Genomic DNA, 21,987 nt, shown 5'->3' with positions numbered 1-21,987 from the left:
ATGGAGTGGGCAGCGCCGAGCGAGACAGTGGGAGTCACCACTTTCGAAGGAGCACTCCGATGAACCAAACACACACCGCCACAATGCAGTTCGGTATCACCACCACTCGCGCAGGACTCGCCCACTGGTGGACCGATGTCGAGCACGCCGTCGCGGCCGCCGTACACCGGGCATTCGCCTCGCCCACACCGGTTCCGGCGGCGCGGACCGTCCAACTCAGCTATCTGGAGCACGCGTGCATGGCGCGCGAGATGGATCGACTCTGAGCGCTCAAAAACCCGCATATCGGTGCCGCTACAGCAAATACTGCAGGTTGGCCATGCGTGGCCCTAGAATCTGACGTTCAAATGGACGACCACAAGGGAATCGCGGTGTCGCGGCGATTCTTCCTGCTCACGGTCGCCATCGCCGTCTTCTACGTGCCGCTCGCGCTCAACTACACGTGGCCGCTGTTCGCCCCCGGCATGTCGCGTTGGCAGGACACCGTCAACACCCTGATCAACGGTCGCGGCTACGCGGTCGGTGACGGGTCGGTCGAAGCGGTTCGCCATGGCGCCTATACCGAGCATCGCGTGGTCCTGATGGTCCACACCACACTGGCCGGACTTTCCTTGACGCTGGCCATGTTCCAGTTCTCGACGCGACTGCGCACCCGATGGCCGGCGATGCACCGGTGGACGGGCCGCGGGCATCTCGCACTGATGTCCGTCAGCATGTTGACCGCCTTGGTGTTCCTGTACTTCACGCCGCCGGCGCAGCACTTCATCGGGCCGGCATTCGAAACGCAGTTGCGCGCCTTGGCAATCGGCACGCTCGGCAGCGCCTGGTACGCGGTCTACGCGATCCGCCGCCGCGACGTGATCACCCACCGGGCCTGGATGACCTACGGCATCGCCCTGATGATGACGGCGCCGTTGCTGCGCGTGATCTGGATCGGGATTCAGCCGCTGATCCCGCAGCACGATCTGCTGACCAATATCGGGGTGGGCTCCATCGTGCTCGGCGTCGTCGCACCCGGCAGTGCCATTTTCGCTTTCATGCTGACCCAGCGTGCACAGTGCGACGCAGGGGTCGGTTCCGCTCCGATGTGGTCATACGGCGCTGCGATGGGACTGGCCGTTGTCGGATCGCTGGCCTACGCCGGCCTCGTCGTCCGGTTGCCGGCGCCGATCCCGCACTCCCTGGCGCTTTTCCATCTGGTGCCCGCCTGGATCGCCATCGCGCTCACCGCGCGCGGGGTGTTCCGCGCCCGCACCGGTGGCAACACCGTGCGCGAACGCCAGTGGCGCTGGCTCTTGTGGGGCTTCGCCGCCGCACCCACCGCAGCCAGCCTGTACGCGCAGATCGTGCCGCCGGCCTTCACCACGGCCGACGCCGTCCTCGCCGGTGCCATGGACGGCCCCGCCATCCCCATCACCGTCAGCTTCGCGCTGGTGGTGCACGCGGCGGCGCGGTCTCGGCGGCGGACCGACGACCTGGACGACGAACCCAACATGCTGGCCGCCGCCTGAGCGCCGGCAAGTTATCCACAGTGCGCGATTCATCCACAATCGGTGCCTGCCAGACGGTTTGAAGCGGTAGACCTCGGTAGAATCGAATGCATGTTCGAAGGATTGGTTGTCGAAACCAGGGAAGCCAACGACGCTTCCTTGGTCAACACGATGACCAGTGCCACGCGCGCCGAAGCCCAGAGCGCCGCCCGCCGATTGGCCGCCATCGCCGAACTCACTCATCGCCGCTGCGTCGACTACGAAGACCGCGATCTGTGGGCGTGCGACGGCTGGGATGCTGCGGCGTGCGAGATCGGCGCCGCCCTGACCATCAATCAGTGGCAGGCCGCCAGCCAGATGCAACTGGCCCTGACGCTGCGCGACCGACTCCCGCACGTCGGCGCCCTGTTAGCCCGTGGGGATCTGTCACTCGCGTTGGTCACCCTGATCTGCTGGCACACCGAGCTCGTGCAAGACCCCGCAACGCTCGCCCTCATCGACACCGCAATGGCCGGCTCCGCCCGCGAATGGGGACCGCTGTCGAAGGCCGACACGATCCGGCAGATCGACAGCTGGATCGAGAAGTTCGACCCTGCCGCAGTCCGCCGTACCCGCAACACCGTCCGCGGCCGCGACGTCGAGTTCGGCAAGCCCGGCGACCCAGCCGGCGTCACGTCCGTCTGGGCCCTACTGCTGGCCACCGACGCCGAACTACTCAAACGCACCCTCACCGCCATGGCTCACGAGGTCTGCGACGACGACCCGCGCCCCCTCGGCCAGCGGCGTGCCGACGCGCTGGGCGTCCTGGCCGCCCGCGGCGACCGCCTGCCCTGCCACTGCGCCAATCCCGACTGCCCTGCCGCCGGCGCCGATCCCCGCGCCGCTGCGGTCATCATTCATGTGCTGGCTGAGGTCGAGCCGCAACCGGTGAGCGATCCGCTGCTGGACACCCCCGAGTCCACATCGCCAGTCACTCCGGACACCCCTGTCGCGCAGGCACTGGCAACCCGGCCGGAACCTGAGCCCGTCGTCGACCAGACTGCCATCGGATTCCTCGCCGGCGGACCCGTCATCCCCGCCGTCCTGCTGGCCGACCTCGCCGCCCGCGGTGCCACAGTGAAAACTGTTACCCCACCACAGGTTCCGGCCGGCGGACAACCGCACTACCGACCGTCAACCACACTCGACAACTACGTCCGGATGCGGGACATGACATGCATGCACCCCGGCTGCGACCGCCCTGCTGTTGACTCCGACCTCGACCACACCATCCCGTGGCCTACCGGCGCGACCCATCCAGGCAACCTGACGCCCAAGTGCCGCAAGCACCACCTGGTCAAGACCTTCTACAACGGTGCCACCGGATGGCACACCCGCCAAAAGCCCGACGGCACCATCATCTGGACCGCGCCCACCGGACACACTTACACCACGGTGCCCGGCAGCCGAATCCTGTTCCCCGACAGACACTTCCCGACCCCGACGCCACCACCATCAGCTGCGGCAACCACGAGCGACCATCCCGGCCGCGACCTCATGATGCCCACCCGCCGCCGCACCCGCACCGACGACCGCACCCGGCGCACCCGTCGTGAACGCGCCCTCAATTGGGCCGAACTGCTGGAGCCGGAATCGACGCCCGAAGCCAAACTCCAACTCGCCGAACGACTCATCGACGGCGACAGCTCCCCACCGTTCTGATCGCGTCTGATCGCGCTACAGTTCAGTGCTCCGGAACGTTGCGCTCGATCTCGTCGAGCCAGATGCGTGCCGACATGTCCGACGGCGCCCGCCAGTCCCCGCGCGGGGACAGCGCTCCGCCCGCGGACACCTTCGGACCGTTCGGCAGCGCCGACCGTTTGAACTGGCTGAACGAGTAGAACCGCTGGACGAAGACTTTCAGCCAGTGCCGGATATCGGCCAGCGAGTAGGCCACCCGCTCGTCGACCGGGAAGCCTGCGGGCCAGTCACCGGCCGCGGCGTCCCGCCAGGCATGCCATGACAGGAACGCGATCTTCGATGGCCGGAAGCCGTACCTGAGCACTTGGTACAGCGAAAAGTCCTGCAGCGCATACGGTCCCACCTTGGCCTGGCTGCTCTGGACGTCGGCGCCGGGCACCAGTTCGGGGGTGATCTCAGTGTCCAGCACCGACTGCAACACGTCGTTGACGTCGTCGCCGAACTGGCCAGAGGAGATCACCCACCGGATCAGGTGCTGGATAAGGGTTTTCGGCACCCCGCCGTTGACGTTGTAGTGCGACATCTGGTCGCCGACACCATAGGTCGACCAGCCCAGGCCGAGCTCGGACAGGTCACCAGTCCCGAGGACGATACCGCCGCGCTGGTTGGCCAACCGGAACAGGAAGTCGGTGCGCAGCCCGGCCTGCACGTTCTCGAACGTCACGTCGTACACTGCCTCGCCGCGGGCGAAGGGATGCCCCATCTCGGCGAGCATCAGCCGCGCGGTGTCCCGAATATCCAACTCGGAGAACGTGACTCCGAGTGCCTTGGCCAGCGCGGTGGCGTTGCTCTTGGTGTGGTCACCGGTCGCGAAGCCCGGCATGGTGAAGGCCAGGATGTCGCTGCGCGGCCGGCCCTCCCGGTCCATGGCCCGGGCCGCAACGATCAGGGCGTGCGTGGAATCCAGCCCGCCGGACACGCCGATCACCACGGTCGGGAAGTTCAGCGCCCGCAGACGCTGCTCCAGACCCGACACCTGAATGTTGTAGGCCTCGTAGCAATCCTGTTGCAGGCGCTGCGGATCCGACGGCACGAACGGGAACCGCTCGATCTCACGGAGCAGGCCGATATCGCCCGCCGGCGGCGAGAGCGTGAATTCGATGCGCCGGAACCCCGAGGTCCGGTCGGCGTAGTGACGCCGGTTGTCGTCGAACGTGCCCATCCGCAGCCGTTCGGCGGCCAGCAGCTCGGTGTCGACGTCGGCGACCGACCGTCGTTCACCGCGCGGGAAACGCTCGGATTCGGCCAGCAGCACACCGTTTTCGTAGATCATGGTCTGCCCGTCCCAGGCCAGGTCCGTCGTCGACTCGCCCTCCCCCGCCGCCGCATAGACGTACGCCGCCAGGCACCGCGACGACGCCGAACGGGCGAGCAGTTTGCGGTCGTCGGCCCGGCCGATGGTGATCGGGCTGCCCGACAGGTTGGCCAGCACCGTCGCACCGGCCAGCGCGGCCGTCGCGCTCGGCGGCACCGGCACCCACATGTCTTCGCAGATCTCCACGTGCAGAACGAAGTTCGGCAGGTCGGCGGCAGCGAACAGCAGGTCGGGGCCGAACGGCACGTCGACCCCGCCGAGCCGGATGGTGCCCTCGACATCGTCACCGGCCGCCACCTGGCGCGCCTCGTAGAACTCGCGGTAGGTCGGCAGATACGACTTGGGCACCACGCCGAGGATCGACCCGCGGTGGATCACCACGGCGGTGTTGTAAATCCGGTGCCGGTGCCGCAGCGGCGCACCGACCACCAGAACGGGCAACAGCTCGACCGACGCCTCGACGATCGAGGCCAGCGCCTCGGTCACCGACTCCAGCAGCGCGTCCGACAGCAGGATGTCCTCGATCGAGTACCCCGACAGCGTCAGCTCGGGAAACACCGCCAGCGCCGCGTTGTCGTCATGGCAGTCCCGGGCCAGGCGCAGCACCGAGGCAGCGTTGGCCGCCGGGTCCGCGAGCGCAGTGTGGTGCGTGCACGCGGCCACCCGGACGAATCCGTGCCGGTAGGCGGAGTAGAAGTCCACGCCACGATTGTCGCACCGTCACGTCGCGTAACAGGGCAGACGGCCTACCCTCGATGACGTGCAGGCTCCTGAACTGGTCAATCTGCTGGCCGACCGGCGTATCGCCGTGCTGACCGGCGCCGGCATCTCCACCGATTCGGGCATCCCGGACTACCGCGGGCCGGACTCGCCGCCGAGCAATCCGATGACCATCCAGCAGTTTCTGTCCGGTCCGGCGTTCCGGCAGCGGTACTGGGCCCGCAACCACATCGGCTGGCTGCACATGGCCGCTCGCCGGCCCAACGCCGGCCACCGCGCCGTGGCCGCGCTGGAACGCGCGGGCCTGGTGACGGGCGTCATCACCCAGAACGTCGACCTGCTGCACACCAAGGCCGGTTCCCAGACGGTGGTGAACCTGCACGGCACCTACGCGCAGGTCATCTGCCTGAGCTGCGGGCACACCATGACGCGCGCGGAGCTGGCCGACGAACTGGAACGGCTCAATCCCGGATTCACCGAACGGGCCGAGGTCGGCAGTATCGGCGTGGCACCCGACGCCGACGCGATCGTCGAGGACACCGCCACGTTCCGGTACCTGGACTGTCCGCGCTGCGGCGGCATCCTCAAACCGGACATCGTGTACTTCGGCGACAGCGTCCCGAAAGACCGGGTGCAGCACGCCTACGCCCTGGTCGACGAGGCCGACGCACTGCTGGTCGCGGGCTCGTCACTGACGGTGTACTCGGGCTACCGCTTCGTCCGGCACGCGGCTGCCGCCGGCAAGGCCGTCGCGATCATCAACCGCGGCACCACCCGCGGGGACGACCTGGCCACCGTCAAGATCGACAGCGGATGTTCGGAAATCCTCGCCCTGCTGGCCAGTGAATTGCCGGCTCAGAACCTCTCCGGGTGCCAGTAGACATCCTCCGGCGTACCGGACAGCGCGTTGTCCACGGCCTGCCGGCCCTGCAGGTAGCCGTAGTCCTGGTTGGACGACTCGTAGCGCCACCCGCCAAACCGGCCCCGGCTGTAGAAGCCGTGTGCGCGTAGCCGCGCGTCGACCGTCCGCACGATGTCGTCACGCCCCAGCGTCGGCACCGGATAACCCATGTGGACTTCCTGCACGAAGCGGCTGACCACGTACTCCGACTCGGCGCCCAGCGCCCGCAACGACACCTCGGTCCGCCGCACCGCCTCGTCGCCCGTCAGCGACTGCCCCGGCAGCAGCGGCACCTCACACAGCACGTTCCAGCGTCCGTCGCCGGCATTGGCGGGGTCGTAGTTGTTCAGCATCGTGGCCCGGTACCACGGCACCCCGAGATCCGGGCAGTACAGCCAGGTCTTGTCGGCCAGCGCCTCCGGTGCCGGACCGCGGTAGCCCAGGCCGACCGCGTAGATACGACTGGCGCACAGGGTGTTTCGCTGGGCCGTCCCCTCAGCGCCGGCGCCACCGAGCCAGCCCCAGGCCGTGGTCAGCGGCGCAGAGCTGACGCAGTGCTCGTACGAGACGGTCGAGCCGTCGTCCAACGTGGCGCGCCGCCGGGAAACGTCGATGCCGACGACGCGGGTGTTCAGCCGTACCGTCCCGGGCGCCAGCATCCGGTCGTGCACTCCCTGCCACAGCGCGCCGGTGCCGCCGACCGGATACGGAAAACTGCCCGCGGGTCCGGTCGCCGACCCGGCCAAGCCGAGGCGTGGCACGTTCGGCGCGGCACTGCCGCTGCGCAGCGACGTCCATTCATGGTCGATCTGCTCGAGCGGGGCCGTCCACATCTTGTAGTTGTAGGGCCCGAAAAACTCGTCATAAAGTTTGCCACCGAAATTGTTCCGGTAATAGTCGGCGAGGTTGTGCAGCGGTGCGTCCGGGTACAGGTCGGTAGGCATCTCGGTGAGTTGCTGCTGGATGGGCGTGGGCACCAAGGCCTGCGGCCCGCTGCCGTCCAGCCACACCCAGCCGTTCCGGGCGACGTCGTTCATCTTGACCCCGGAACCCTCGACGGCCCGGTCGAACTCCGCGAAGTGGCTGTGCAGGACGTGGCCGCCAAGATCCCAGGTGAAACCATGTGCGTCGCGGACCGACGCCGCCATGCCCCCGACCTGATCGCCCGCGTCCACCACCAGGTGGTCGATGCCGAGTTCGGTCAGCCGGACGGCAGCGCCGAGCCCGGTCGGACCGGCTCCGACGATGAGAAATGTCGGCACAGGGTCAGAAATCGACGACCAGTCGGGCCGGCTCGAAACCTTCGGCGAACGTCCGGCGGCACAGGAAGCCGTAGTGCTCAGCGGAACTGCGCACCCAGGAGGCACTGACCTTTTCGCTGGCCTCGGCCTGCGAGACGTGCGACATCAGGGCTTCGATCTTCTTGTCCAGCGAGTCGGAGATGTCGACGAACGCCGTCGGGTTGAAGCCGATGGCCGACGGTCCGCCGTACGTCATGATCGACGAAACCCACCGCGCGGCACCGAGGGTGCAGCGGGAAACCACCCGGTGATCCTGGTGGCTGTCATTGGCCGTATGGGTGTAAACGATTGTGGCAGCAGACTTTTCGATCGCATCCTCGATGAGGTGCACCAACTCGAATTCCTGCAGCGAGACCCGGCAGTCACCGAAACCCTGGCCCCACAGCAGCTCGTGGACGCCCAGCACCTCCACCGCGCGGAGTTGCTCACGCACCCGCTCCTGGGAGTCGCCCGGCCCCTCTTCGCCGCGGGTCACCACCAACATGGTGACTCGGTCGCCGGCCGCTACATGCTTTGCCAGCGCGCCGCCGCAGCCCAGTTCGATGTCATCGGGATGCGCGCCGACCGCCAGCACCGACTGTCTCGCCATCGCCCCCTCAATTCTGTTTGCTGCGCAGGTGTCGAAGGCAGCATAACCCTAATTTAATAGGTAGGCCTTATCCAGCGGGCAAAACGTTTGATCGAGGCGTGGATTCTATCCAAATACACACAAAGTCGACGTCAAATTGCGACCAGGTCGTCCGCGTGCACCGCAGGTCGGCGCAGCTCCACGGGCAATTCGGGCGTGGACCGGCCGATGATGCCCGCGAGTTCGGAGTCGTCGTAGGCCACGACGCCGCGGGCCACGGCGTTGCCGTCAGGGCCGTGCAGCTCGACGACGTCGCCGCCGTGGAAGCGGCCCGAGACCGCGGTGATGCCGGCGGGCAGCAGAGATTTTCTTTGCCGGACGACGGCCCGCACCGCACCGGCGTCCAGGATCAGCGTCCCCGTCGTCTCCGCCGCATAGCGCACCCAGAACCGTCGCGCCGACATGCGCTCGGGGCGCGCGGCGAAGACCGTACCCACCGAGGCATCGGTCAGCGCGGCGGCGGCGTCACCGGCCGCGGCCAACAGGACCGGCACACCGGCATCGGCGGCCAGCAGTGCCGACGACAGTTTGGAAGCCATCCCGCCCGTGCCCAGCCGGCTGCCGCCGGTCGCGGACACGCCATCGAGGTCACCCGATGCGGCGACCTCGGGGATGAAGCGGGCGTCGCCCTTGCGCGGGTCGGAGTCGTACAAGCCGTCGATGTCGCTGAGCAGGACCAGCGCGTCGGCACCGACCAGCTGCGCCACCAGGGCCGACAGCCGGTCGTTGTCGCCGAACCGGATCTCGTTGGTCGCGACCGTGTCGTTCTCGTTGACGATGGCCACCGCGTGCAGCGCCCGCAGCCGGTCCAGCGTGCGCTGGGCGTTGTTGTGCTGCGCCCGCTGGGCGATGTCGTGCGCAGTCAGCAGCACCTGACCGACGGTGCGGTCATACCGGCCGAACGCCGCGCTCCACGCGTTGACCAGGGCCACCTGCCCCACGCTGGCCGCGGCCTGCTTGGTGGCCAGATCCGTCGGGCGCTTGGTCAGGCCGAGCGGCTCGATACCGGCGGCGATGGCACCCGAGGACACGATCACGACGTCCGAGCCGGCCTTCATCCGCTTCTCGATGGCATCGACGAGCGTGGCCAGCCGGCCCGCGTCGAACATGCCGTTGGGCGCGGTGAGCGCAGTGGTCCCGATCTTGACGACGACGCTGCGCGCGGTCCGCACGGCTTCCCGGTGCGCCGAGACTGCCGCGGAATTGGCTGTCACACTCAGTCCTCTGGGTCCTCGAGGTCCTCCGCCGAGCGACGACGCTCCTTGCGGGCCGCCTTGCGTTCCGCGGCGCCGATCCGGTCCGTCTGCTCCAGGCGGATGTCGGTGCCACGACCGGACAGCAGGGTGTCGACACCGGCGAGCGTCTGCGGCTCCCAGTCGAATGTGACGTCGCCGATGGTGACGGCACAGCCGGCACGAGCGCCCTTCTTCAGCAGCGCGTCCTCGACGCCCAAGCGAGCCAGCCGGTCGCCGAGGTAACCGACCGCCTCGTCGTTGTCGAAAGCTGTTTGCGCGATCCAGCGTTCGGGCCGCGTGCCACGCACGATGAAGCCGCCGAAGCCGTCCGATTCGACGGTGAAGCCGCTCTCGTTGACGGCCACCGGCCGGATGACCGGCCGCCTCGGCGCCACCACGGGCTGTGCGGCCCGGTACGCCGCGACCATGTCCCACAGAGCGAAGATCAACGGGCGCAAGCCATCTCGGCTGACCGTAGAGATCTCGTAGACGGGCCAGCCGTATTTCGCGGCGACCTCGTCCTTGACGAAATCGGCCAGTTCGCGAGCGTCGGGCACGTCGATCTTGTTGAGCACCACCGCACGGGGGCGCTCGGCCAGGTCGCCGAGCGTCGAATCCCCTTGCAGCGTCGGCGTATACGCGGCCAGCTCGGCCTCGAGCGCGTCGATGTCGGAGATCGGGTCACGGCCAGGCTCCAGCGTCGCGCAGTCCACCACGTGGACCAGCACCGCGCAGCGTTCGATGTGCCGCAGGAAGTCCAGTCCCAGGCCGCGACCGTCGGCTGCACCCGGGATCAGGCCGGGAACGTCAGCGACGGTAAACGTGTGGTCACCGGCGGACACCACACCCAGATTCGGAGCCAAAGTGGTAAACGGATAGTCGGCGATCTTGGGCTTGGCCGCCGAAATGGTTGATACCAGCGACGATTTACCGGCCGACGGGAACCCGACCAGGCCGACGTCGGCGACGGTCTTGAGTTCGAGGGTGAGGTCGCAGGTCTGGCCCTTCTCCCCCAGCAACGCGAAACCGGGCGCCTTGCGGGCCCGCGAGGCCAGTGCGGCGTTTCCCAGCCCGCCGCGGCCACCGGCGGCGGCCTCGAAGCGGGTGCCGTCGCCGACCAGGTCGGCCAGCATGCGGCCATGCTCATCGAGCACGACGGTGCCGTCGGGCACCCGCACCTCGAGATCCGCGCCTGCGGCACCTTCCCGGTTGCTACCGGCGCCGGGTTTACCGGACGGGGCATCGACGTGCGGGCGGAAGTGGAAGTCCAGCAGGGTGTGCACCTGCGGGTCGACGACCAGGACGATGCTGCCGCCCTTACCGCCGTTACCGCCGTCCGGCCCACCGAGCGGCTTGAACTTCTCTCGGTGTACCGATGCACAGCCATTGCCGCCGTTGCCGGCGCGCGCGTGGATCACCACACGGTCAACAAACCGGGGTGCCATCTGTCGTCCTCTCCATCACAAAAAGAAAAGCTGCCACGAGGCGAAACCTCGTGGCAGCTTCACACCTCGTGAAAAAAGGTTAGACCTCTGCCGGGACGATGTTGACCGTCTTGCGGCCGCGCTTGGTGCCGAACAGCACCGAGCCGGCAGCCGTCGCGAACAGGGTGTCGTCGCCACCGCGACCGACGTTCACGCCCGGGTGGAAGTGGGTGCCGCGCTGGCGGACGAGGATCTCGCCGGCCTTGACGACCTGGCCGCCGAAGCGCTTGACGCCGAGCCGCTGGGCGGCTGAGTCGCGACCGTTACGAGAGCTGGAAGCGCCCTTTTTATGTGCCATGTCTGTTCGCTCCCTCTTACTTGATGCCGGTGACCTTGACGACCGTCAGCTGCTGACGGTGGCCCTGGCGCTTGTGGTAGCCGGTCTTGTTCTTGAACTTGTGGATGCGGATCTTCGGGCCCTTGGTGTGCTCGAGCACCTCACCGGTGACAGCGACCTTGGCCAGGGCGTCGGCACCAGTGGTGACCTTCGCACCCTCGACCACGAGAGCGACCGGCAGCGACACCGAAGCGCCCTGCTCGACGTCGAGCTTCTCGATCTTGACCACGTCACCGACGGCAACCTTGTACTGCTTGCCACCAGTCTTGACGATTGCGTACGTGGCGTTATCGGCTGCCATCGTTGGTGTTCCTCTGTTCTTCGTTGCGTCTACTGCGGGGCGCGCGCCACCCGAAGGTTGCGAGCGCGGGTCTTAGGTTGGAGTGGCGCGGGGCATCCCCCGGCAGCTCCATGCCGCCGGTGTCAGCCAGGCGACAACTGGTCAAGGGTACGTGACCAGTTAATCGAGGGTCAAACCGCGTGGACCCTCACGGCATCAGTCATCGACACCTCCGACCGGTGGACCGGCGGGACGGGCCGCGGCGCGGCGCCGCTGACGGACGACGGGAGCCCGGGTGACGACCGATTGAGCAGGCTGATCAGCCTCTTCCTCGTCGTCCTCGTCCTCGTCATCGTCGTCATCATCTTCGTCGTCTTCGTCGTCGTCGTCGTCCTCGTCGTCCGAGTCCTCGTCGTTCTCGTCGTCCTCGTCGAGGTCCAGATCGTCGTCTTCGTCGTCTTCGTCGTCGCTGTCCTCGAAGTCCTCGTCGAGCTCGACTTCGAGTTCGTCCTCATCCGAGTCCTCGTCGTCCTCGGCCTCGGCCTCGTCGGAGTCGTCATCGTCAGCCTCGTCGGCGTCCAGGTCGTCATCGGCCTGGTCCAGTTCGGTCAGCGCCTCGGCAGACTCGACGGCGTCGTCCTCGACTGCCTCGTCGGCGATGTCCTCGGTGAGGTCTTCGTCGTCGACGTCGTCCTCGTGCTTGCCGTTCGCGGCAGCCATGGCCTTGAACATCGGGTGCTCACCCTGCGGATGCGGCGGCACCTTGACGACCTGCGGCTCTTCCTCGGGGCGCGGGGCGGCCTTCTTGGCGCGCTTGCTGCGGCGGCCACCGCCACCAGCGCCGGCACCACCGGCCGCCTCGGCCTTGCGGCCATTGGGCGACGCAGTGTCCACCGGGTCGACGTGCAGCATGATGCCGCGGCCGGCGCAGTGCGTACAGGTGGTGGAGAACGCCTCGATCAGACCGGTGCCGAGGCGCTTGCGCGTCAGCTGCACCAGACCGAGCGAAGTCACCTCGGACACCTGGTGCCGGGTCCGGTCTCGCGCCAATGCCTCGGTCAGGCGGCGCAGCACGAGGTCGCGGTTGGATTCGAGCACCATGTCGATGAAGTCGATCACCACGATGCCGCCGATATCGCGCAACCGGAGCTGGCGCACCGTCTCCTCGGCCGCCTCCAGGTTGTTGCGAGTGACCGTCTGCTCCAGGTTTCCGCCCGAACCGGTGAACTTGCCGGTGTTGACGTCGATGACCGTCATGGCTTCGGTCCGGTCGATCACCAGCGTGCCGCCCGAGGGCAGCCACACCTTCCGGTCCATGGCCTTGGCCAGCTGCTCATCGATGCGGTACACCGAGAACACGTCGGGGCCGGTGGCACCGCCCGCCGGCTCGTACTGCGACATCCGCGAAAGCAGTTCCGGCGCAACGGAATTGACATAGGTGCTGATGGTGTTCCAGGCCTCGTCGCCCGACACCACGAGCTTGGTGAAGTCCTCGTTGAACAGGTCGCGGATCACCTTGACCAGCACGTCAGGCTCTTCGTAGAGCGCCACGGCGGCACCGGCGGCCTTGGCCTTGGTCTGGGTGGCGGTCGTCTCGATCTCGGTCCAGCGTTCCTGCAACCGATTGACGTCCGAGCGGATGTCCTCTTCCTTCACGCCCTCGGACGCGGTGCGGATGATCACACCGGCGTCGGCAGGCACGACCTCCTTGAGGATCTCCTTGAGGCGCTGGCGCTCGGTGTCGGGCAGCTTGCGGCTGATCCCGGTCGAGGACGCGCCCGGCACGTACACCAGGTAGCGCCCGGCCAGCGAAATCTGCGTGGTCAGACGGGCGCCCTTGTGCCCGACCGGGTCCTTGCTGACCTGGACGACGACGTAGTCGCCGGGCTTGAGCGCCTGCTCGATCTTGCGGTTGTTGCCACCGAGGCCGGCAGCCTCCCAGTTGACCTCACCGGCGTAGAGCACACCGTTGCGGCCGCGGCCGATGTCGACGAACGCCGCTTCCATCGACGGCAGCACGTTCTGCACGATGCCGAGGTAGATGTTGCCGACCAAGCTGGCCGATGCGGCGGACGTCACGAAATGCTCGACCACGACGCCGTCTTCCAGCACGGCGATCTGGGTGTACCGGGCACCCTCGTGCGGCGGTTCGCTGCGGATCTTGTCGCGCACCACCATCACGCGCTCGACGGCTTCGCGGCGAGCCAGGAACTCGGCCTCGCTCAGGATCGGCGGACGGCGGCGGCCCGCGTCGCGGCCGTCACGACGGCGCTGACGCTTGGCCTCCAGCCGGGTGGACCCGGTGATGCCCTGGATTTCGTTGTTGTCCGACTTGGTGCGCGGGGCGCGCTCGTGGACGACGGTGTTGGGCGGATCGTCCGGCGAACCGGCCTCACCATCGGCATCGTCACCGCCGGCACCGCCCGACTTGCGGCGGCGGCGACGACGTCGACGGCGGCTGGCACCGTCGGACGCGTTCGCGTCGTCGTCACCGGAGTCGTCGTCGGCCTCGCCGTCGGTGTCCTCATCGCCCTCAGCCGAGGCGTCCTGCGCGTCGCCTTCGGCGTCCGCGTCGGTCGCGTCGTCACTGCTCTGTTCGCCCCTGCCACGGCCACGGCCACGGCGACCACGGCGGCGGCGCCGGTTGGCGGGCCGCTCGCCGTCGTCATCGATGCCGTCCTCGCCACCGTCATCGGCACCGTCGGCCGCGTCGTCGGCGTTGTCGTCGTCGGCGTCGACGAAGTCGTCGGGCTCGGGAGCGGGCGGCCGGAAGGTCACGGGCTGCGGGGCCACGAACAACGGCAGGTAGTCGGCGGGCTCGGCAGCGGGCGCCGGGACCGTCTCCAGCAGCAGCCGGGACTCGGGCTCGCCGGCGTCGGACTCCACGTCGGCGGCTTCGGCCTCCGTCTCACGGGCGATCTCGACGGCTGCTTCGGCGACGTCGACGGCTTCGACGGCGACTTCGGCGGGCACCTCATCGTTGGCTACGACAGGCACCTCGGCGGCGGGCGCCGCGGTCTCCGTGGCGTCGCCACTGAGACCCAGCAGGTCGCGGACGCGCTCGGCCTCCGCGCGGGTCACCGTGGACGCGGGGTTGCGGGGCCTACCGTCGACGCTGGCCAGCGTCTCGGTGATCTTCTTGCTGGTGGTCCCGATGATTCGGGCCAGCGAGAAAATCCGCAGGCGCTCTGGGAGCTCTATCGGCTCCGCTGCGCTGCTGGCGTCTTCGGATGGGGCATCAAGTCGGGCATCGTCGGCCACGTATTCTCCTCAAGCCCCCGGGCGCGTCGTGCGACGCGGCCACGCGAGGGCTTCTTGTATTGGCTCGGGGAACTTCTCCCGAGATTGTTGTGGTCTCGCACCTAGCGGCCCACAGGGGAGCCCTCGGTGCCTGGCTGAATGATGGCTGGACGGTCGGCGCCGCACCTGGATTTCTCCGGGTGGTCGCGTCGTCTAAGTCTTCATCCGGTAGCTCAGCTACCGGCGGCCCACAGTGTCAGTTACCGGGGAACCACAGAGCGATTTCGCGGGCCGCGGACTCCGGGGAATCCGAGCCGTGCACCAGGTTGTCCTGGGTGACCAGGGCCAGGTCACCACGGATGGTGCCGGTCGCGGCCTTCTCCACCGGATCGGTGCCGCCGGCGATCTGGCGGAATGCGGCGACGGCCCGCGGGCCCTCGACAATGGCAGCCACAACCGGGCCGGAGGTGATGAATTCCAGCAGGTCGCCGAAGAAGGGCTTGCCCTCGTGCTCGGCGTAGTGCTTGGTCGCCAGCTCCACGCTGACGGTCTTCAGCTCGAGAGCAGCGAAGGTCAGGCCCTTGCGCTCGATCCGGCTGATGATTTCGCCGATCAGGTTGCGCTGCACGCCGTCGGGCTTGATCAATACAAGGGTCTGCTCAGTCACGGCGGACAGCGTACCGGCCAGTAACTGAACCTTGCGATTCGGGCGGGGCTCACTGCTGGCCGGGCAGCAGTCCCCTGTCCTGGCGGCGCTTGACCTCGGACCGCAGATACAAGATCAACAACCAGACCAGCAGGAAGATGATGCCGACGATGCCGATGGTGACGTCGATGAACGCGCCGAGGATCAGCACGAACTGAATCCCGATGTTGACCGGCAGCGCCCACGACCGGCCCTGCATCCCCGACAGCAGGCCCAGCACGATCGCCATGCCGATGAGGTAGCCGCTGCTGACCGGCGTCAGGCCGCCGTGGAACACCGACACGACCGGCAGCGCCAGCAGCACCACGACGACTTCCAGGATCAGGGTGCCGGCCATCACGCCGCGGAAGCTCTTCCAGGGATCAGGCTGACTCGATTCGCGATCCGCTCCGCTGCTCGGTGCCGTCATGCCGGATCCTTTCCGAACAGGGTGCGGGCCGCACCGGCCGTCACGACCGAACCGGTGATCACCATGCCCGCGCCGGAGAAGCCGTCGGACGAGCCGTCGTTGCCCGATTCCTCCACCAACGCCGTCGCCGCCTCGATGGCGTCGGGCAGCGTCGCCGCAGTGACGACCCGCTCCGGGCCGAAGCGCTCTTCTGCCAGCGCGGCCAAGGATTCGACATCCATGGCCCGCGGCGAGCCGTTGTGCGTCACCACCAGCAGGTCGAACGCCGGCTCGAGGGCGGTCAGGATGCCGTCGACGTCCTTGTCTGCCATGACCGAGATGACGCCGACCAGGAACCGGAACTCGAACTCCGTGTCCAGCGCGTCGGCGAGGGCGGCGGCACCGGCCGGGTTGTGCGCGGCGTCGATGAATACCGTTGGGGCACTGCGCATCCGCTCCAGGCGACCAGGATTGGTCACCGAGGCGAAACCGGCCCGGACGGTGTCGATGTCGAGCTGACGGTCAGCGCCGGCGCCGAAGAACGCCTCCACCGCAGCCAGCGCCAGGACGGCGTTGTGCGCCTGATGCTCGCCGTGCAGCGGCAAGAAGATGTCGGTGTAGACGCCACCGAGGCCCTGCAGTTCCAGCACCTGCCCGCCGACGGCGACCTGACGGCCACGGACGGTGAACTCGGAGTCCTCGCGTGCCACCGCGGCGTCGGCCGTAACCGCCTGCGCCATCAGCACTTCCATGGCCTCAGCAGGCTGGCGGGCGATCACCGCGACAGTGCTGGGGTCGGTGCCGGTGGGCACCAGGTCGGGCTCCTGGCGGGCGATGATGCCCGCCTTCTCCCCCGCGATGGCGGCGATGGTGTCGCCGAGAAAATCGGTGTGGTCCAAGCCGATCGGGGTGATGACAGCGACCGGGGCGGCGACGACGTTGGTGGCATCCCACCGTCCGCCCAGCCCGGTTTCGACGACCGCGACGTCCACCGGGGCGTCGGCGAACGCGGCGAACGCCATCGCGGTGAGCACCTCGAACTTGCTCATCTTGGGGCCCGGCTCACCCAACTCGCCGGCTTCCGACTGCCGGTCGACGATCTCGACGAACGGCTCGATCTCGGTGTAGGTGGCGACGTATTGCGCTGGGCTGATGGGCTTTCCGTCGATCGCGATGCGTTCGGTGGCGGCCTGCAGGTGCGGGCTGGTGGTCCGGCCGGTACGCCTCGAAAACGCCGTCAGCAGCGCATCGATCATCCGGGTGACCGACGTCTTGCCGTTGGTGCCGGCCACGTGGATGCTCGGGTAGCCGCGCTGCGGCGAGCCGAGCATCTCCAGCAGCGCCTCGATACGCACGGTGCTCGGTTCGATCTTCGTTTCCGGCCACCGCTGGTCGAGCAGGTACTCGACCTGCAGCAGCTCGGCGATCTCGTCAGGCGTGGGCGCGATCATGCGGACGGCAGCCCGGCCAGGCGGGCGTTGATCCGGTCGACCTCTTCGGTCGCCAGCTGTTGCCGCGCCTTGATCTTGGCAACCACATCCTCCGGGGCCTTCGCGAGGAACGCCTCGTTACCCAATTTGCCTGCGGTCTGGGCGAGTTCCTTCTGCGCGGCGGCCAGGTCCTTCTCCAGCCGGCGGCGCTCGGCGGCGACGTCGACCGTGCCCGAGGTGTCGACCTCGACCACGACGGTGCCCTTGGACAACCGGACCTCCACTGCCGCGGAGGGGTTGAAGTCGTCAGCCGGCTCGGTCAGCCAGGCCAGGGACTTCACCGCGGCCACCTGGGCGTCCAGGTCCGCCTCGCTGATGCCCACCAGGCGAGCCGGCACCTTCTGCCGGTCGTTGAGACCCTGGTCACTGCGGAACCGGCGCACCTCGGTGATCAGCTTCTGCATGTCGGTGATGCGACCGGCGGAAACCTCATCGAGCTCGACGCCCGATGCCTGCGGCCACTGCGCGATGACCACCGACTCGCCACCGGTCAGCGACTTCCACAGCGCCTCGGTGACGAACGGCATCACGGGGTGCAGCAGCTTGAGCAGCACGTCGAGCACCGCGGCCAGCACGGCCTTGGTGTGCTCGGCACGCGAACCGCCTTCGAACAGTTGCGCTTTCGCGAGCTCCAGGTACCAGTCACAGAACTCGTCCCAGGCGAAGTGGTACAGCGCCTCGCAGGCTCGGCTGAACTCGTAGCGCTCCAGCGTGTTGTCGACCTCGACGCGGACCTCTTCGAGCCGGCCCAGAATCCAGCGGTCGGCATCGGTGAGCTCGGCAGCGTCCGGCAGCGCGGCCGGCGCGGCGCCGTTCATCATCGCGAAACGCGTTGCGTTGAACAGCTTGGTCGCGAAGTTGCGGGACGCGCGGGCGTGGTCCTCACCGATGGACAAATCGCCGCCGGGGCTGGCCCCGCGGGCCAGGGTGAAGCGCAGCGCGTCGGCGCCGAACATCTCGACCCAGTCCAGCGGGTCGATGCCGTTGCCCTTGGACTTGCTCATCTTCTGCCCGAACTGATCCCGGATCAGCCCGTGCAGGAAGACGTTCTCGAACGGCACCTTGGCGCCGCCCAGGATGGGGTCGTCGGCCACGAAGGTGCCGAACATCATCATCCGCGCCACCCAGAAGAACAGGATGTCGTAGCCGGTGACCAGAACCGTTGTCGGATAGAACTTTTCGAGTTCCGGCGTCTTCTCGGGCCAGCCCATGGTGGAGAACGGCCACAGCGCCGAGGAGAACCACGTATCCAGCACGTCGGGGTCCTGCTCCCAGCCCGCCGGCGGCTCCTCGTCGGGGCCGACGCAGACGGTCTCGCCGTCCGGTCCGTGCCAGATCGGGATGCGGTGTCCCCACCACAGCTGACGGGAGATGCACCAGTCGTGCATGTCGTCGACCCACGCGAACCAGCGCGGTTCCAGGCTGGTCGGGTGAATCACGGTGTCGCCGTTGCGGACTGCGTCACCGGCGGCCTTGGCCAGCGATTCCACCTTGACCCACCACTGCATGGACAGCCGCGGCTCGATGGCCTCGCCGCTGCGCTCGGAGTGCCCGACGCTGTGCAGGTACGGCCGCTTCTCGGCGACGATCCGGCCCTCGGCGGCCAGCTTCTCGCGCACCTTGACCCGGGCCTCGAAACGGTCGATGCCGTCGAATTCGGTTCCGGTACCGGCGATGGCGCCCTTGGTGTCCATGATGGTCGGCATCGCCAGGTTATGCCGCAGGCCGATCTCGAAGTCGTTCGGATCGTGTGCGGGCGTGACTTTGACTGCGCCGGTGCCGAATTCGGGGTCGACGTGCTCGTCGGCCACGATGATGATGTCGCGATCCAGGAAGGGGTGCGGCAGTGTGCTGCCGACCAGCGCGCGGTAGCGCTCGTCGTCGGGATGCACGGCGATGGCGGTGTCACCGAGCATCGTCTCGAGTCGCGTGGTGGCCACCACGATGTGGGGCTCCGCGTCGTCCATCGAGCCGTACCGGAACGAGACCAGCTCGCCCTCGACGTCGTCGTACTTGACCTCGAGGTCGGAGATCGCGGTCTCCAGGACCGGCGACCAGTTCACCAGCCGCTCGGCCCGGTAGATCAGTCCGGCGTCGAACAGCCGCTTGAAGATGGTGCGGACGGCGCGCGACAGGCCCTCGTCCATGGTGAAGCGGTCCCGGCTCCAGTCGACGCCGTCGCCGAGGCGGCGCATCTGGCCGCCGATGGTGCCGCCGGACTCGCGCTTCCACTCCCAGACCTTCTCCACGAAGCCCTCGCGGCCGAAGTCTTCCTTGGTTTGGCCGCCCGCGGCGAGCTGCTTCTCGACCAGGGTCTGCGTCGCGATGCCGGCGTGATCCATGCCCGGCAGCCACAGCACCTCGTAGCCCTGCATCCGCTTACGCCGGGTCAACGCATCCATCAGGGTGTGGTCGAGGGCGTGACCCATGTGCAGGCTGCCCGTGACGTTGGGCGGCGGCAGCACGATCGAGTACGGCGGCTTGTCGCTGGTCGGGTCGGCGGTGAAATACCCGGCGTCGACCCAGCCCTGGTACATGTCAGCTTCTACCGCGCTCGGATCCCACGATTTGGGCAGGTCATCGGCCGCAGTCACGGTCGCGGGATCAGGTGTATCGCTGGCAGTCACCGGCCAATTCTAGGTAAGCCCGGTGAGCAGACGTAAAAGTGCCCAGAAAGTGGACTTTCTGGGCACTTTTATGTCTGTCCTTCGGGAAGGCTGCGCCCTACTTGCGGCCACCCAACAGTCCGCCGAGGATTTCGCCGAGCGGGTTGTTCCCGGCCTTGCCGGAACCGCCGCCCAACGCCCCGCCCAGCACGTTGCCGAGGATGTCACCCAGCGGGTTGTTGTTGCCGCCGCCCGAGCCGCCGCCGCTGAGGGCGCCGCCGAGGATGTTGCCCAGCACGTCACCGAGCCCGCCACCGCCCTGCGCTTGCGGCTGCGCCTGCGGCTGGGCTTGGCCTCCGCCGCCCGCGAGTTGCTTGCCGATGTAGGCGAGCACGATGGGCGCCAGGATCGGCAGCAGCTTCTGGATCAGTCCGCTGTTGCCCGCTCCGCCGCCGGCCAGCGCCGACGCCACCTGATCGGTGCTGTTGCCGCCGAAGATTCGCGAGATGGCCTCGGCGCCGCCGTCCTGGTCGACCTGGTCGACGCTGACGCCGCCGTCGAGCAGGCCGCTGGCAGCCTGGCTGGTCGCGTCGCTCTCGATGGTCGCGGCCTGATCGGCGTCCTGCGCGTTGTGCTGCAGGCTACCCACCAGCAGCGGCACGAGCTGCTGGACGGCGCTGTTCACCTCGCCTTCATCAGCACCCAGCTGACTCGCAATCTGTTGCGTCGGAATCTGATTGAGCAGATCGTCAAGACCGGCCATGGCAAAGTCCCCCTTCGTCACCGAGATGTGTGATGTGCGTCGCTGCCGACACTAGCCCGGTCCGGCCGGCCGCACAGGAATTCGACGCCCGGTGCGCGAATCAGCGTCCCAGTGCTTCGGTTTCGAAGGTGACGCCGGCGGCCGGCAGCCGGGTCAGGAGCGCGTCGCCCATCGCCGCGGCCGGGGTGAGGACGCCGCGCAAGTCCGACAGCCGGTCGCGGTCGAGGGCCAGCGCCAGCCCGCTCTCCCCCAGCAGCACCGCGGTGGCCTTGTAGCCCGGGTCGCCCTGCTGCGCCATGACGGAGCGGTACCGGGCGCCGCTGGTGGTGCGCGTGTAGGTCTCGACGCGGTAGTAGCCGTTGTCCCGGGCCTGTTCGCTGGGCCCGGTGCCAGGCTTCGGGACCACACGGTCAACCAGGCCGCGCGGCAGCTTGTTGAAGAAGCGGCTGCCCAGGCCCATGACCGCCGCGTTGGCCGCGGTGCCCAGCGCCGAGGCCACGGGGGCGATCGGCGACGACCCCAGGCTCATGTTCTCCGAGTACCGGAACCGGCGGCCGTAATCCCAGTCCAACAGCGCGTTGGTGCGCCGCACGATGCGCGTGTTCGCGACAGCCATGACGAAAGCACCGGTCCAGGTCCCGGCGAGTTCCGGGGCGATGTCCCGGCCGCGGCGCCACGGGGTGTCGGATTGATGGCCGAGATCGGGCTCGGCGCCGCGATCGGTGGTCAGTGTGTACGGGTCCATCATGGTCCGACGCAGCTCCGCGTCGTCGGACGTCATGGTGAACAGCTCGAGCATCGACGCGACGGTGCCGCCCGACACTCCGCCGGAGAATCCGCGGAGCACGTAGTCGGTGTCGGTGAGCTCGCCGGCGCCGTCTGCCTGGGCGGCCTTGTACAGCGCGTAGACGGTGAGATCCGAAGGGATGGAATCGAATCCGCAGGAGTGCACAATGCGGGCCCCCGTATCGGCGGCCTGCTTGTAGTACAGGTCGATGCTCTCCCGGATGAACAGGCTCTCGCCGGTGAGGTCGGCGTAGTCGGTGCCGGCCGCGGCGCACGCCGCCACCAGCGGCAGGCCGTACTTCAGGTACGGCCCGACGGTCGTGACGACCACCTGGGTCCGGGCCGCCATCGCATCCAGGCTCTGCTGCGACGAAGCGTCGGCCTGGATCAGCCCCCAGTCCTTGCCCGCCGCGCCCAGGGAGTCCCGGACCACGGCGAGCTTGTCCATCGTGCGGCCCGCCAGCGCGATCCGCGCCGACCCGGCGTGCTGGGCCAGATACTGGGCGGTCAGTTTCCCGACGAAGCCGGTGGCGCCATAGAGGACGATGTCGAATTCGCGCTGCGGTGCGGTCATGCT

Annotated in this window: 18 protein-coding genes; 4 read left to right on the top strand and 14 right to left on the bottom strand. The window is 68.1% G+C overall.

Annotated elements, in window-relative coordinates; translation table 11 throughout:
* The first annotated feature begins 59 nt into the window (after window positions 1-59).
* From AC1U2B_RS25565 to AC1U2B_RS25555, 3 genes are all read left to right on the top strand, one after another.
* On the top strand, window positions 60-266 hold the full coding sequence (locus AC1U2B_RS25565) for a hypothetical protein (RefSeq protein ID WP_480218995.1): 207 nt from the start codon (window positions 60-62) through the stop codon (window positions 264-266).
* Between the two features lie 81 nt (window positions 267-347).
* Entirely contained in the window at window positions 348-1,511 is a 1,164-nt protein-coding gene (locus tag AC1U2B_RS25560; protein ID WP_480218994.1) for a DUF2306 domain-containing protein, read from the top strand.
* A 90-nt stretch (window positions 1,512-1,601) separates the two neighbouring features.
* Window positions 1,602-3,191: an HNH endonuclease signature motif containing protein gene (locus tag AC1U2B_RS25555; protein WP_480218993.1), complete on the top strand. Its 1,590-nt coding sequence runs from the start codon at window positions 1,602-1,604 to the stop codon at window positions 3,189-3,191.
* A gap of 22 nt (window positions 3,192-3,213) precedes the next feature.
* Here the strand turns inward: AC1U2B_RS25555 and AC1U2B_RS25550 are convergent, their stop codons facing one another.
* On the bottom strand, window positions 3,214-5,247 hold the full coding sequence (locus AC1U2B_RS25550; protein WP_480218992.1) for an NAD(+) synthase: 2,034 nt from the start codon (window positions 5,245-5,247) through the stop codon (window positions 3,214-3,216).
* Between the two features lie 58 nt (window positions 5,248-5,305).
* Between AC1U2B_RS25550 and AC1U2B_RS25545 the strand changes: the two genes are divergently transcribed.
* Window positions 5,306-6,145, top strand: coding sequence for an NAD-dependent protein deacetylase (locus AC1U2B_RS25545; RefSeq protein WP_480218991.1), 840 nt, complete (start codon window positions 5,306-5,308; stop codon window positions 6,143-6,145).
* Here AC1U2B_RS25545 and AC1U2B_RS25540 read toward each other — a convergent pair.
* From AC1U2B_RS25540 to AC1U2B_RS25480, 13 genes are all read right to left on the bottom strand, one after another.
* A complete protein-coding gene (locus AC1U2B_RS25540) occupies window positions 6,121-7,428 on the bottom strand; it encodes a protoporphyrinogen/coproporphyrinogen oxidase (RefSeq protein ID WP_480218990.1) in 1,308 nt (435 codons plus the stop codon). The two genes, AC1U2B_RS25545 and AC1U2B_RS25540, sit on opposite strands and share 25 nt — an antisense overlap.
* A 4-nt stretch (window positions 7,429-7,432) precedes the next feature.
* On the bottom strand, window positions 7,433-8,056 hold the full coding sequence (locus AC1U2B_RS25535; protein WP_043394250.1) for a PIG-L deacetylase family protein: 624 nt from the start codon (window positions 8,054-8,056) through the stop codon (window positions 7,433-7,435).
* A 131-nt stretch (window positions 8,057-8,187) separates the two neighbouring features.
* On the bottom strand, window positions 8,188-9,309 hold the full coding sequence (gene proB, locus AC1U2B_RS25530; RefSeq protein WP_260940349.1) for a glutamate 5-kinase: 1,122 nt from the start codon (window positions 9,307-9,309) through the stop codon (window positions 8,188-8,190).
* Between the two features lie 2 nt (window positions 9,310-9,311).
* On the bottom strand, window positions 9,312-10,775 hold the full coding sequence (gene obgE, locus AC1U2B_RS25525) for a GTPase ObgE (RefSeq protein WP_043394254.1): 1,464 nt from the start codon (window positions 10,773-10,775) through the stop codon (window positions 9,312-9,314).
* 79 nt (window positions 10,776-10,854) lie between these two features.
* Entirely contained in the window at window positions 10,855-11,112 is a 258-nt protein-coding gene (gene rpmA, locus AC1U2B_RS25520; RefSeq protein WP_043394256.1) for a 50S ribosomal protein L27, read from the bottom strand.
* 16 nt (window positions 11,113-11,128) lie between these two features.
* Window positions 11,129-11,452, bottom strand: coding sequence for a 50S ribosomal protein L21 (gene rplU, locus AC1U2B_RS25515; protein ID WP_043394258.1), 324 nt, complete (start codon window positions 11,450-11,452; stop codon window positions 11,129-11,131).
* Window positions 11,453-11,647: 195 nt separating this feature from the next.
* Window positions 11,648-14,692: a ribonuclease E gene (rne, locus tag AC1U2B_RS25510; RefSeq protein WP_480218989.1), complete on the bottom strand. Its 3,045-nt coding sequence runs from the start codon at window positions 14,690-14,692 to the stop codon at window positions 11,648-11,650.
* A gap of 235 nt (window positions 14,693-14,927) precedes the next feature.
* On the bottom strand, window positions 14,928-15,338 hold the full coding sequence (ndk, locus tag AC1U2B_RS25505; protein ID WP_043394263.1) for a nucleoside-diphosphate kinase: 411 nt from the start codon (window positions 15,336-15,338) through the stop codon (window positions 14,928-14,930).
* 49 nt (window positions 15,339-15,387) lie between these two features.
* Complete coding sequence (locus AC1U2B_RS25500) at window positions 15,388-15,786, bottom strand: DUF4233 domain-containing protein (RefSeq protein ID WP_480218988.1); 399 nt, start codon at window positions 15,784-15,786, stop codon at window positions 15,388-15,390.
* Window positions 15,783-17,216 (bottom strand): bifunctional tetrahydrofolate synthase/dihydrofolate synthase, encoded by a 1,434-nt coding sequence (gene folC / locus AC1U2B_RS25495; RefSeq protein ID WP_043394267.1) that lies wholly within the window; start codon window positions 17,214-17,216, stop codon window positions 15,783-15,785. Before folC ends, AC1U2B_RS25500 begins: the two co-directional genes overlap by 4 nt.
* A complete protein-coding gene (locus tag AC1U2B_RS25490; protein WP_480218987.1) occupies window positions 17,213-19,882 on the bottom strand; it encodes a valine--tRNA ligase in 2,670 nt (889 codons plus the stop codon). The genes folC and AC1U2B_RS25490 overlap by 4 nt, the downstream gene beginning before the upstream one ends.
* A gap of 97 nt (window positions 19,883-19,979) precedes the next feature.
* Window positions 19,980-20,624, bottom strand: coding sequence for a DUF937 domain-containing protein (locus AC1U2B_RS25485; RefSeq protein ID WP_260940342.1), 645 nt, complete (start codon window positions 20,622-20,624; stop codon window positions 19,980-19,982).
* A 100-nt stretch (window positions 20,625-20,724) separates the two neighbouring features.
* Entirely contained in the window at window positions 20,725-21,984 is a 1,260-nt protein-coding gene (locus AC1U2B_RS25480; protein ID WP_480218986.1) for a saccharopine dehydrogenase family protein, read from the bottom strand.
* Between the last annotated feature and the right edge of the window lie 3 nt (window positions 21,985-21,987).

It is taken from the genome of Mycolicibacterium sp. P4_G11, from assembly GCF_056555145.1.
The sequence above is the reverse complement of the archived record's forward strand: the minus strand, read 5'-3'. Positions and strand labels throughout refer to the sequence as shown.